Origin of the sequence: Streptomyces sp. NPDC007896 (assembly GCF_042959425.1) — a bacterium.
Lineage (GTDB): Bacteria > Actinomycetota > Actinomycetes > Streptomycetales > Streptomycetaceae > Streptomyces.
The window spans coordinates 403,143-415,034 of sequence record NZ_JBIBKX010000006.1 but is presented as its reverse complement, the minus strand read 5'-3'; the positions used below and the strand labels follow the sequence as shown (position 1 = coordinate 415,034).

The window sequence follows — 11,892 nt, the reverse complement described above, 5'->3', positions numbered from 1 at the left end:
GTTCTTTCCGCTCATCCGTAGAGAAGATATTCCTTCCGGATCCGCTGGAAGGCCTTCAGCTCGTCCTGCCAGGCGGCCACGACCTCGTCGGCCGTCGCCCCCGCGTCGATCATCGTGCGCACGCTCGTGGAGCCGGTCAGCTTGTCGATCCAGTTGTCCGAGCGCCAGGCGAAGTCGCTCCAGACCTTCTTGGCGGTCACCAGGAGCGCGATTCCGGTGCGGACGGGGTCGTACGCGGCCCGGTCGTGCACATGGATCTGCACGCCGCCGATCGTCTTTCCCTGGAACTTGGAGAAGGTCGGAGCGAAATACGCCTCCCTGAAGAGCACGCCCGGGACCTTGAGCCGGTTCGCCTCCAGAGCCCATCGGCCGTCGATGCCCTCCGCGCCCAGCAGTTCGAACGGGCGTGTCGTACCGCGCCCCTCCGACAGGTTGGTCCCCTCGAAGAGACATGTCCCGGAGTACACCAGGGCGGTGTCGGCCGTCGGCATGTTCGGGCTCGGCGGCACCCAGGGCAGGCCGGAGGCGTCGTAGAAGTCCGACCGCTTCCAGCCCGACATCAGTACGGTGGTCAGCTCCACCGGCGCCGCCAGGAACTCCCCGTTGAACAGCCGCGCCAGCTCCGCCACCGTCATCCCGTGCGCCTGCGCGATGGGCTGGCGCCCGACGAACGTCGCGAACTCCTTGTGCAGCACCGGGCCCTGGGCGGCCCGTCCGGTCACCGGGTTCGGCCGGTCCAGCACCACGAAGGGCTTGCCCGCGAGCCGGGCCGCCTCCATGCAGTCGTACAGCGTCCAGATGTACGTGTAGAAACGCGCGCCCACGTCCTGGATGTCGAAGACGACGGTGTCCACGCCGGAGGCGGTGAAGACGTCGGCGAGAGGCTTGCCGCTCTTGAGGTACGTGTCGTAGACCGGGAGTCCGGTCGCCGGGTCGTCGTAGCGGCCCTCGGAGCCGCCGGCCTGCGCGGTGCCGCGGAAACCGTGTTCCGGGCCGAAGACGGCGGTCAGCTCGACGTGGGGGTCGCCGTGCATGACGTCGACGATGTGACGAACGTCTCTGGTGACGCCGGTGGGGTTCGTGACGACGCCGACACGCCGTCCTTGGAGGGCGGCGTAGCCGCTCGCCTGGAGCTGCTCGAAGCCGGTGCGGAGGGGGTTGGCATGGGATGTCGTCGTGGTGGGGGTGGGGGTTACCGCGAGGGTGGCGGTGGCTGTGGCCGTGGCTGCCAGGAGGGCTCGGCGGGAGGGGCGCATGGGGGGACCTCCGTGATCGCGGAAGGTTGGCATCGGCACGTTATGTGCTCCCGCGGATGGTTCGTAAGCGGCAGGCCGTAAGTGGCTGGTCGCGCCCACGCGGCGGAGCCGCATATGTCAGAGCCCCGCGCCCCCGAAGGGGCGCTCCTGCGGGCCGGAGCTGTCAAAGGGCCCTTCCCCTGCTACATACCGACTGGTTAGTCTGGGGTCGCAGCTGAGCCGTGTTGTGTCGCGTCGTGTCGAAGGAGACCGATGGTGGAAGCCGTGCAGGATGCGGGAGTGGTCGTCACCGGGGCCGGAGGCGGCATCGGGGCCGCGCTGGCCCGTCGATTCGCCGCCGAGGGGGCCCGGGTCGTCGTCAACGACCTGGACGCCGCCAAGGCGAAGGCCGTGGCCGAGGAGATCGGGGCAATCGCGGTTCCCGGCGACGCGTCCACGATCGTGGCCGAGGCCCGGGACGCCCTCGGAGGCACCATCGACGTCTACTGCGCCAACGCGGGCCTCCCCTCGGCCGGCAGTGAGTCGGCCGACGAGAAGGTCTGGGCGCTCGCCTGGGACGTCAACGTGATGGCGCACGTCCGGGCGGCCCAGGAGCTGCTCCCGGCTTGGCTGGAGCGCGGCAGCGGCCGGTTCGTCTCCACCGTCTCCGCCGCCGGACTGCTCACCATGATCGGCGCCGCGCCCTACAGCGTCACCAAGCACGGCGCGTACGCCTTCGCCGAGTGGCTGTCGCTGACGTACCGCCACCGCGGTCTGAAGGTGCACGCGATCTGTCCGCAGGGCGTGCGCACCGACATGCTCGACGCCACCGGCAGTGCGGGCGACCTGGTCCTCCAGCCGACCGCCATCGAGCCGGAGGCCGTCGCGGACGCGCTGTTCGCGGGGATCGAGGAGGACCGCTTCCTGATCCTGCCGCACCCCGAGGTCGCCGGGTACTACCAGGTGCGCGCCACCCAACCGGACCACTGGCTGTCGAACATGAACCACATCCAGCAGAAGTGGGAGGCGACCCGGTGACCACCTACGCCGACCGCCCTTGGGTGGACCTGCTCAACGACGCCCAGAGCGGCCCGGTGAGCCCGGCCGACTCCCTGGTGCACGCCCTGCGCGGCGCCGTGGCGGACGCCCCGGACCGCGCCGCGCTCGCCTACTTCGACGGGCGGCTGAGCTACCGCGAGGTGGACGAGCTGAGCGACTCCGTCGCCGGGCACCTCGCCGCCCGCGGTCTGGAGCGCGGCGACCGCGTCGCGATCCTGCTCCAGAACTCCCCGCACTTCGTGCTCGCGCTGCTCGGCGCCTGGAAGGCGGGCGCGACCGTCGTGCCGGTCAACCCGATGTACAAGTCGGGAGAGGTCCGCCACGTCCTGCACGACGCGGACGTACGCGCCCTGGTGTGCTCCGACCGCGCGTGGGAGTCGTATCTGCGCGAGACGGCCGCCGACTCGGCCGTGAGTGTCGTCCTCACCGGCTGTGAGTTGGACTTCCAGACTCGGGGTGACGCGCGTGTGCTGACCTTCGAGCGGCTGCCGCACGCCGCGGACGCCGACGATCTGGCGACGGTCGCCCGGGCGGGCCACAAGGCCCCCGCGGGGCGTGACGCGGAGTCCTCCGACATCGCGCTGATCAGCTACACCTCGGGGACGAGCGGCACCCCCAAGGGGGCCACCAACACGCACGGCAACATCATGTACAACGCCGAGCGGCAGCGGACGGGCCTCGGGCTGCCCGAGGCGCCCGTCTACTTCGCGATGGCGCCCCTGTTCCACATCACCGGGATGGTCTGCCAGCTCGCCGCCTGCCTCAACAGCGCGGGCACGCTCGTCCTCGCCTACCGCTTCGAGGCGGGGGTCGTCCTCGACGCGTTCGCCGAGCACAGGCCGCTGTACACGGTCGGCCCGTCGACCGCCTTCATGGCACTGGCGGCGCATCCGGCGGTCACGCCGGACCACTTCGCCTCCTTCATGAACATCTCCTCGGGCGGCGCGCCACTGCCGCCGGCCCTGGTGGAGAAGTTCCGGGCGGGCTTCGGGCCCTACATCCGCAACGGCTACGGACTCACCGAGTGCACCGCGCCCTGCGCCTCCGTACCGCCGGGCCGGGAGGCTCCCGTCGACCCGGTCTCGGGCACGCTGGCCGTCGGTGTGCCGGGCCCCGACACGGTCGTACGCATCGTCGACGACCAGGGCCAGGAGGTGCCGTTCGGCGAGCAGGGCGAGATCCTCGTACGAGGCCCCCAGGTCGTGCCCGGCTACTGGCACCGCCCCGAAGCCACCGCCGAGACCTTCCCGGACGGTGAGCTGCGCACCGGCGACATCGGATTCATGGACTCCGAGGGCTGGCTCTACGTCGTCGACCGCAAGAAGGACATGATCAACGCGTCCGGCTTCAAGGTGTGGCCCCGAGAGGTCGAGGACGTGCTCTACACGCACCCCTCGGTCCGGGAGGCGGCCGTCGTCGGCATCCCCGACGGCTACCGCGGCGAGACCGTGAAGGCCTACATCAGCCTGCGGCCCGGCGCGGACGAGGACCCCGACGCGCTCGCCGCGTACTGCAAGGAGAGACTGGCCGCCTACAAGTATCCGCGGCATGTGGAGATCCTGCCCGAGCTGCCGAAGACGGCGAGTGGCAAGATCCTCCGTCGGGAACTGCGTTCCCGTCCCCAGGACTCTCAGTAGACGACCAGTAGACGACGCGTTTCACCGGACAAACGCTTGAAAGGCAGGTGGCGGCAGTGCCCAGGACGACGGACGGAGACGGTACGCCCGTCCCGCAGCGGCTCTTGGCCGCCGCCACCAGGCTCTTCGCCGAGCAGGGCTACGACCGCACATCCGTGCAGGAGATCGTGGAGGCGGCGGGCGTCACCAAGGGCGCGCTGTACCACTACTTCGGCTCCAAGGACGATCTCCTGCACGAGGTGTACGCGCGTGTGCTGCGGCTTCAGCAGGAGCGGCTGGACGCGTTCGCCGATGCCGACGCGCCGGTCGAGGAGCGGTTGCGGGGTGCCGCCGCCGACGTCGTCGTCACCACGATCGACAACCTCGACGACGCGGCGATCTTCTTCCGCTCCATGCACCACCTCAGCCCCGAGAAGGACAAGCAGGTGCGCGCCGAGCGCCGCCGCTACCACGAACGCTTCCGCGCGCTAGTGGAGGAGGGCCAGAAGAAGGGCGTCTTCTCCACCGCCACCCCGGCCGACCTGGTCGTCGACTACCACTTCGGCTCGGTGCACCACCTGTCGACCTGGTACCGCCCCGACGGCCCCCTCACCCCCCAGCAGGTCGCCGACCACCTGGCGGACCTGCTGCTGCGCGCGTTGCGGCCATAGCCTTTCGGCTGCGGGTGGGTGGGGCCCTGTCGCGCAGTTCCCCGCGTCCCTTCAGGGGCGCGGGGAACTGCGCGTCTTTTGCGGGGGTCTGGGGGCGCAGCCCTCAGGGGACGGGAATGGGCAGGGGCGGCGGGGGCGAGAAGCCCGTCACCGCCCCACCGGACCGGACGGTCACACGTACTTCTTGATCTCCCGTCGCGCCAGCGACCGCTGGTGCACCTCGTCCGGGCCGTCCGCGAGCTTCAGCGTGCGCGCGCTCGCCCACAGCTCGGCCAGCGGGAAGTCCTGACTGACACCGCCCGCACCGTGCAGCTGGACCGCCTTGTCGAGGATGTCGACGACCGTGCGCGGGGTGGCGATCTTGATGGCCTGGATCTCGGTGTGGGCGCCCCTGTTGCCGACGGTGTCCATCATCCAGGCGGTCTTCAGGACCAGGAGACGGAGCTGTTCGACGGCGACGCGCGCGTCCGCGATCCAGTTCTGGACCACGCCCTGCTGGGCGAGCGGCTTGCCGAAGGCCGTACGGGACACGGCCCGGCGGCACATCAGCTCGATCGCACGCTCGGCCATGCCGATCAGCCGCATGCAGTGGTGGATGCGGCCCGGGCCGAGCCGCGCCTGGGCGATGGCGAAGCCGCCGCCCTCCTCGCCGACGAGGTTGCTCACCGGGACACGGACATGGTCGAAGACGACCTCCGCGTGCCCGCCGTGGGAGTGGTCCTCGTAGCCGTACACCTGCATGGCGCGCCGGACTTCGAGCCCCGGGGTGTCGCGCGGGACCAGGACCATGGACTGCTGGCGGCGGATGTCCGGCCCGTCCGGGTCCGTCTTGCCCATCACGATGAAGATCTTGCAGTCGGGGTTCATCGCCCCGGAGATGTACCACTTGCGGCCGGTGATCACGTACTCGTCACCGTCGCGCTCGATGAGCGTGGTGATGTTGGTGGCGTCGGAGGAGGCCACCTCCGGCTCGGTCATCGCGAACGCCGAGCGGATCTCACCGGCGAGCAGCGGCTCCAGCCACTGCTTCTTCTGCTGCTCGTCGCCGAACTGCGCGAGCACCTCCATGTTGCCGGTGTCCGGCGCGGCGCAGTTCAGCGCGGTGGGCGCCAGGTGCGGGCTGCGGCCGGTGATCTCGGCGAGCGGCGCGTACTGGAGGTTGGTGAGCCCGGCGCCGTACTCCGCGTCGGGCAGGAAGAGATTCCACAGGCCCTGCCTGCGGGCCTCCGCCTTCAACTCCCCGACCACGGCGGGCGTGTCCCACGGCGAGGCCAGTGAGGCGCGCTGCTCCTCCGCCACCGCCTCCGCCGGGTAGACGTACTCGTCCATGAAGGCGAGCAGCTTCCCGCGCAGTTCCTCGGTGCGCGCGTCGAATGCGAAGTCCATGACGGATCAGCCTTCCTGAAGAGTGGTCAGTCCGTGCTCGATGAAGAACGGGACCAGTTCACCGATGCGGTCGAAGCCGGCGCCGACCGTCTGGCCGAGCGTGTAGCGGTAGTGGATGCCCTCCAGGATCACGGCGAGCTTGAACCAGGCGAACGCGGTGTACCAGGCGACGTCGGACACGTCGCGACCCGAGCGCGCGGCGTACCGTTCGACGATCTCGGCCGGGTCCGGGTGCCCGGCGGCCGAGGCGGTCGTGCTGATGGGGGAGTCGGGCAGGTCCAGCGGCGCGCTGTACATCACCAGCAGGCCCAGGTCGGTGAGCGGATCGCCGAGCGTGGACATCTCCCAGTCCAGGATCGCCTTGATCCGGTCGTCCTCGCCGATCAGCACGTTGTCGAGCCGGTAGTCGCCGTGCACGACGGAGGGTGCGGGGGAGTGCGGCAGCTCACGGCCGAGGGCGGCGTGCAGTTCGTCGATCCCGGCGAGCTCACGGTTCCTGGAGGCGTCCAGCTGCTTGCCCCATCGGCGCAGTTGCCGGTCGAGGAAGCCCTCGGGGCGCCCGAAGTCGGCGAGGCCCACGGCGGCGGGGTCGACGGCGTGCAGCTCGACGAGCGTGTCGACGAGCCCGAGCACCGCGTCCCGGGTGCGCTCCGGGCCGAGCGGGGCGAGCTGCTCGGCGGTGCGGTACGGGGTGCCGACCACGAACTCCATGACGTAGAAGGGCGCGCCCAGCACCTCCTCGTCCTCGCACAGCAGCACCGGACGCGGTACGGGGACGGCGGTCGGGTGCAGCGCGCTGATGACCCGGTGCTCGCGCTTCATGTCGTGCGCGGTGGCCAGTACGTGCCCGAGCGGGGGCCGTCGCACGACCCAGCTCGTGGTGCCGTCCGTGACCGCGTACGTGAGGTTCGACCGTCCGCCCTCGATCAGCCGGCCGGTCAGCGGGCCGTGCACCAGACCGGGCCGCTCGCCGTCGAGCAGGCCACGCAGTCGGTCGAGGTCGAGACCTGGCGGGTGGTCGGGACTCATCATTTCTCCTGCACGCCGGGAAACGGGACATGACCATGATGCCGACCAGTCGGTATGTCGTCCAGCGCCCGGGCGAAACGTGATCGGCGTCTCCCTCCGGGGGCCGGGGGAGACGCCGGGCGTGCTTGCCTCTAGTGGTCGTCCCAGTGGCCGTCGTGCTCGGCGTGGCGGTGGCCGTCGTGCAGGTAGTCGACGTGGTCGCCGTGCGCGACCGTGGGGTGCCCGCAGCCCTCGCCGTGCCGGTGGCCGTGCTCGTCGTGCGCCGTGTGACCGCTCGGCTCGCACTCGTCCCAGTGCCCGGAGTGCTCCCGGTGCAGATGTCCGTCGTGGGCGTAGTCGACGTGGTCCCCGTGCGGCACGGCGGTGTGCCCGCAGTCCGGGCCGTGGGTGTGCTCGTGGGTCGGGTGCTCCAGGTGAAGGGTGGTCATGTTGCTCACCTTCGTGAGTGGCGTGAAATGACGGCTCAGGCTAACGCCAGAAAGAACCGCATCCGTCACTATTTGCACCATTACGCCCCATTCGGTCCGGTTTAGAACACCAGTGCCACCGCGCACACGGCCAGGGCGACGGTGCACAGGGTCGCCGCCGTCGCGTGCCGCGGCGTGAGTGCGGGCGGGCCGTCGGTGCCGGACGTCGCGAGCACCCGGATACGCCGGTGCGCGAGCGCCAGGAGGCCCAGCCACAGCGCGCAGCACAGGGCGCAGGCCGCCACGTCGAGCGCTGACGGGCCGCCGTGCAGTGCCGCCTTCGCCGCGAGGACCGCGGCGACGGTGCTCGACAGGGTCGTACGCCGCCACGCGAGCCGCGTACGCTCCGGCTGCAGCCCGGGGTCCCGCTCGGCAGGGTGCTGCGGGCCGGGCACGGTCACCCTTCCCAGCCGACGAGGACGACGACGACCATCGCGATGGCCACGATCGCGACGGCGATGCTCAGCAGCGCCGGGAAGCGCGACACCGGAAGGTCCTCCCCGTGGCGCATCGCGCGCTCGCAGCGCACCCAGTGATTGACGGCGCGCAGCGAGCAGAGCACGCCCGCCGCCAGCAGGGCCAGCGCGAGGCCGACCCGCCAGCCCCAGCGCAGGTCCGGCAGGAACTGATCCACGGCGAAGCCCCCGCCGATCAGCGCCAGCGCGGTGCGCAGCCAGGCGAGGAAGGTCCGCTCGTTCGCCAGCGAGAACCGGTAGTCGGGTGTGACGCCCTCCTGCCGGACCTCCTCGGGCGCGAACCACAGCCGGACGTTCCGTACGAATTCGATCACGCCATCGACCCTACCGGGGCCCGGCGGGGGCTCAGTCGGTGCCCGTCGCCCGGTAGTCCTTCAGGCGCTCGTACGCCGCCAGGCCGTCCGGTACCCACGTCCAGTCCGTCAGGCGCCGCTCCACCTCCTCCTCGGTGAGGAAGTCGTGCCAGGCGACCTCCTCCGTCTGGGGGTTCACCGGGAGCTCGCAGCGGACCTCGTAGACGGCCGACCACCAGGTCTGGCCGGAGCCGTTGTCGTAGAGGAACTTGAAGAGGGGGACGGGCCCAGGGAGCCCGCAGACCCCGAGTTCCTCCTCGGCCTCGCGCAGGGCCGCGGAGTCGTAGGATTCGCCCGCGCCCACGACCCCGCCGACGAACATGTCGTACAGGGAGGGGAAGACGAGCTTGGTGGGCGTGCGGCGGTGGACGAAGAGCCGGCCCCGGGCGTCCCGGGCCTGGATGAACACGCAGCGGTGGCGAAGACCGCGCGCGTACGCCTCGCCGCGCGGGGACTGCCCGATGACCACGTCGTTCTCGTCCACGATGTCGAGGATCTCGTCAGCGGCGCTCATGGCCCCATCCAAGCAGCCGCCGGCGCCGGGCGCGGTGCGCACCGTGCGTGCGGCCGGCGCCGTCGGGCGCCCTCAATGCGGCTGGAGGTCCCGTACCGACTCGGTCTTGGTGGTGCCCGACGGCATCGCGGGGTGCATGCCCAGCAGGACGATTCCCGCCACGATCGCCGCGAGCCCCGCCGCTTCCCAGGCGAGTGCCCCCACGTCCGTGTGCAGCTTGTCCCCGAGGAAGCCCACGCCGCACACGATTCCGGCCAGCGGCTGGGCGGCGGTGAGCGCGGGCAGTGACATCCGCAGCTCCGCCGTCTCGAAGGCGCTCTGCACCAGCACAAGGCCCGTCACCCCGAGCACCAGTACTCCGTACGGCTGCCAGCCGGTCAGCAGCTCACTCCAGCTGCCGGCTCCGAACCGCTCCCCGCTGACCCGGGTGAGCGCGTCCTGCACGCCGTACAGGAGCCCCGCGGCCAGCGCGAGCAGGACGGGCGCCGCGCTCAGCCGGGAGCGCTTGGCGTAGGTGGTGAGCAGCAGCGCGAGCCCGATCATGATCCCGATGATCAGCCAGTGGCGCAGTGGATCGGTGACCGAGTCGCCGCCCTTGGGCTGGCCCGCCACGATGAACGCCGTGACCCCGCCCGCGAGCAGGACGAGGCCCGCCCAGCCCTGGCGGCCCAGCGGGTGCTTGGTCTGATGGCGGGTGAGCGCGAGCGCGAAGAGCAGGTTGGTCGCGAGGAGGGGTTCCACCTGGGAGATCTCGCCCTTGCCCAGGGCGACCGCGCCGAGGATCATGCCGCACACCATGAGCCCGATGCCGCCCAGCCATCGGGGCACCCGGATGAGGTCGAGCAGCAGGCGCGGGGAGAGGAAGTCGCTCAGCGGGGCGTGCGAGGCGGCGTTCTGCTGGAGCACGAAACCGAAGCCCAGACAGCAGGCCGCGCTCACCGAGAGGATCAGAACGAGAACCGACACGCTGGGTACCTCGAAACATCGGGAGTCTGAGCGGGTCACGCGCGCGTATTTCCGCCGACTGTAGTGCCATCGACCGGGCCCTGCCCACGGGAGAAGCCGGAACCGGGCAGTTGACTCGGTCACTCCTCTTGCCGAAGGATCTGGCCGATCAGTGACAACGGCTGGTCGAGCGGCGGCCGTGCCTGCTCGACCGGTGCCGATGCCAGATGTCTTCCGTACCACTGTCTCATCAACCAACGACGATGCCGCCGGCTCGTGACGAAGCCGACAGAAGCCGACCGGAAACGGACGGCAGGCCGAGAGGACGGGCCCATGGCCTACGACGCAGATGTGATCGTGATCGGAGCGGGCCTCGCGGGGCTCGCCGCGACCGCGGAGCTCGTCGACGCGGGCCGCAAGGTGATTCTCCTCGACCAGGAGCCGGAACAGTCGATAGGCGGCCAGGCCCACTGGTCCTTCGGCGGACTCTTCTTCGTGAACTCTCCCGAGCAGCGCCGGATGCGGATCAAGGACACTCACGCGCTCGCCCTCCAGGACTGGATGGGCACGGCCGGCTTCGACCGGGCCGAGGACCACTGGCCGCGCCGCTGGGCCGAGGCGTACGTGGACTTCGCGGCCGGTGAGAAGCGGTCCTGGCTGCACCAGCAGGGGGTCCGCTTCTTCCCGGTGGTCGGCTGGGCGGAGCGCGGCGGCTACGACGCCAACGGCCACGGGAACTCCGTGCCGCGCTTCCACATCACGTGGGGGACCGGGCCCGGGGTGGTCGCGCCCTTCGAGCGGCGGGTGCGCGCCGGGGTCGCCCGGGGGCTCGTCCAGCTCAGGTTCCGCCACCGAGTGACCGGGCTGTCCCGCAGCGCGGGCACCGTCGACACGGTCACCGGCGAGATCCTGGAGCCGTCGGGCGCAGCGCGCGGGCAGGCCAGCAGCCGTACCGTCGCCGGGGCGTTCGAGCTCAAGGCGCAGGCGGTGATCGTCACCTCGGGCGGCATCGGCGGCAACCACGACCTGGTCCGCGCGAACTGGCCCGAGCGGCTCGGTACTGCGCCCGAGAAGATGGTCGCGGGCGTCCCCGCGCACGTCGACGGCAAGATGCTCGCGATCGCCGAGGAGACGGGCGCGCATCTCATCAACCGCGACCGCATGTGGCACTACACCGAGGGCATCCAGAACTGGAACCCCATCTGGGAGAACCACGGCATCCGCATCCTGCCGGGCCCGTCCTCCCTCTGGCTGGACGCCCGCGGGAACCGGCTCCCGGTGCCGCTCTTCCCGGGCTTCGACACCCTCGGCACGCTCGAACACATCATGAAGACCGGATACGAGTACACGTGGTTCGTGCTCGACCAGAAGATCATCGGCAAGGAGTTCGCGCTCTCCGGCTCGGAACAGAACCCGGATCTGACCGGCAAGTCGATCAGGGACGTCATCGGACGGGCGCGCGCCGACGTGCCGGGCCCCGTCAAGGCGTTCATGGACAACGGCGCGGACTTCGTCGTCGAGAAGGATCTGGGCGCCCTGGTACGCGGCATGAACGCCCTCACCAAGGAGCCGCTGATCGACGAGGCCGCGCTGCGCCGCGAGATCGTCGCGCGTGACCGGGAGATCGCGAACCCGTTCACCAAGGACCTCCAGGTGATGTCGATCCGCGGCGCCCGCAACTACCTCGGGGACAAGCTGATCCGTACGGCCACCCCGCACCGCATCCTCGACCCCAAGGCGGGCCCGCTCATCGCCGTCCGTCTCCACATCCTCACCCGCAAGAGCCTGGGCGGCCTGGAGACCGACCTCTCCTCGCGCGTACTGACGGAGGGCGGCGACCCGCTCTCCGGTGTGTACGCGGCCGGCGAGGCCGCCGGCTTCGGCGGCGGCGGAGTCCACGGCTACCGCTCCCTGGAGGGCACCTTCCTCGGGGGCTGCCTCTTCTCCGGCCGCACAGCGGGCCGGGCGGCCGCCGAGGCGGTGGGCTGACCCGCGCAGGGGGCCGTCGCGAGGTCGGGTTTCAGCCGTGACCGGACTCCGGGGAATCGGGGTCCGGGCGCGGCTCGGCCCCCGCGGGGAGTCGAGCCCGCCCCCGGAAAGAGCTGTCCCACCAGCCGGTTCCCGTCCCGGACAGCGTGCGG

Annotated in this window: 12 protein-coding genes; 4 read left to right on the top strand and 8 right to left on the bottom strand. The window is 70.9% G+C overall.

Going from position 1 to position 11,892, the window contains the following annotated elements; all coding sequences use genetic code 11:
• Positions 1 to 11: 11 nt before the first annotated feature.
• Positions 12 to 1,256 (bottom strand): exo-beta-N-acetylmuramidase NamZ domain-containing protein, encoded by a 1,245-nt coding sequence (locus ACFZDJ_RS22065; RefSeq protein WP_391060871.1) that lies wholly within the window; start codon positions 1,254 to 1,256, stop codon positions 12 to 14.
• Between the two features lie 252 nt (positions 1,257 to 1,508).
• On the opposite strand from ACFZDJ_RS22065, the gene ACFZDJ_RS22060 reads away from it, so the two are divergent.
• Genes ACFZDJ_RS22060 through ACFZDJ_RS22050 form a run of 3 tightly spaced genes read left to right on the top strand, consistent with a single transcriptional unit; the run spans position 1,509 to position 4,581 of the window.
• A complete protein-coding gene (locus ACFZDJ_RS22060) occupies positions 1,509 to 2,273 on the top strand; it encodes an SDR family NAD(P)-dependent oxidoreductase (protein ID WP_391060869.1) in 765 nt (254 codons plus the stop codon).
• Positions 2,270 to 3,931: an AMP-binding protein gene (locus ACFZDJ_RS22055; protein ID WP_391060867.1), complete on the top strand. Its 1,662-nt coding sequence runs from the start codon at positions 2,270 to 2,272 to the stop codon at positions 3,929 to 3,931. The genes ACFZDJ_RS22060 and ACFZDJ_RS22055 overlap by 4 nt, the downstream gene beginning before the upstream one ends.
• Positions 3,932 to 3,987: 56 nt before the next feature.
• A complete protein-coding gene (locus tag ACFZDJ_RS22050; RefSeq protein ID WP_266415823.1) occupies positions 3,988 to 4,581 on the top strand; it encodes a TetR/AcrR family transcriptional regulator in 594 nt (197 codons plus the stop codon).
• Between the two features lie 171 nt (positions 4,582 to 4,752).
• Here ACFZDJ_RS22050 and ACFZDJ_RS22045 read toward each other — a convergent pair whose 3' ends face one another.
• The 7 genes from ACFZDJ_RS22045 to ACFZDJ_RS22015 all read right to left on the bottom strand — a co-directional run bounded on the left by ACFZDJ_RS22045 (position 4,753) and on the right by ACFZDJ_RS22015 (position 9,772).
• Positions 4,753 to 5,967 carry an acyl-CoA dehydrogenase family protein gene (locus ACFZDJ_RS22045; RefSeq protein ID WP_212727657.1) on the bottom strand — a complete coding sequence of 405 codons (1,215 nt, stop codon included), beginning with the start codon at positions 5,965 to 5,967 and terminating at the stop codon, positions 4,753 to 4,755.
• Between the two features lie 6 nt (positions 5,968 to 5,973).
• On the bottom strand, positions 5,974 to 6,996 hold the full coding sequence (locus ACFZDJ_RS22040) for a phosphotransferase family protein (RefSeq protein ID WP_060898796.1): 1,023 nt from the start codon (positions 6,994 to 6,996) through the stop codon (positions 5,974 to 5,976).
• A 131-nt stretch (positions 6,997 to 7,127) separates the two neighbouring features.
• A complete protein-coding gene (locus ACFZDJ_RS22035) occupies positions 7,128 to 7,424 on the bottom strand; it encodes a hypothetical protein (protein ID WP_168490225.1) in 297 nt (98 codons plus the stop codon).
• 101 nt (positions 7,425 to 7,525) lie between these two features.
• Positions 7,526 to 7,858 (bottom strand): DUF202 domain-containing protein, encoded by a 333-nt coding sequence (locus tag ACFZDJ_RS22030; RefSeq protein WP_384906484.1) that lies wholly within the window; start codon positions 7,856 to 7,858, stop codon positions 7,526 to 7,528.
• A 2-nt stretch (positions 7,859 to 7,860) separates the two neighbouring features.
• Positions 7,861 to 8,253 (bottom strand): YidH family protein, encoded by a 393-nt coding sequence (locus ACFZDJ_RS22025; protein WP_168507610.1) that lies wholly within the window; start codon positions 8,251 to 8,253, stop codon positions 7,861 to 7,863.
• A gap of 31 nt (positions 8,254 to 8,284) precedes the next feature.
• Positions 8,285 to 8,806 carry an NUDIX hydrolase gene (locus tag ACFZDJ_RS22020; protein ID WP_384906328.1) on the bottom strand — a complete coding sequence of 174 codons (522 nt, stop codon included), beginning with the start codon at positions 8,804 to 8,806 and terminating at the stop codon, positions 8,285 to 8,287.
• 72 nt (positions 8,807 to 8,878) lie between these two features.
• Positions 8,879 to 9,772, bottom strand: a complete 894-nt coding sequence (locus tag ACFZDJ_RS22015; RefSeq protein WP_390934060.1) for a DMT family transporter — start codon at positions 9,770 to 9,772, stop codon at positions 8,879 to 8,881.
• Between the two features lie 312 nt (positions 9,773 to 10,084).
• Between ACFZDJ_RS22015 and ACFZDJ_RS22010 the strand changes: the two genes are divergently transcribed.
• Entirely contained in the window at positions 10,085 to 11,740 is a 1,656-nt protein-coding gene (locus tag ACFZDJ_RS22010) for an FAD-binding dehydrogenase (protein WP_391060865.1), read from the top strand.
• The last annotated feature ends 152 nt before the right edge of the window (positions 11,741 to 11,892 follow it).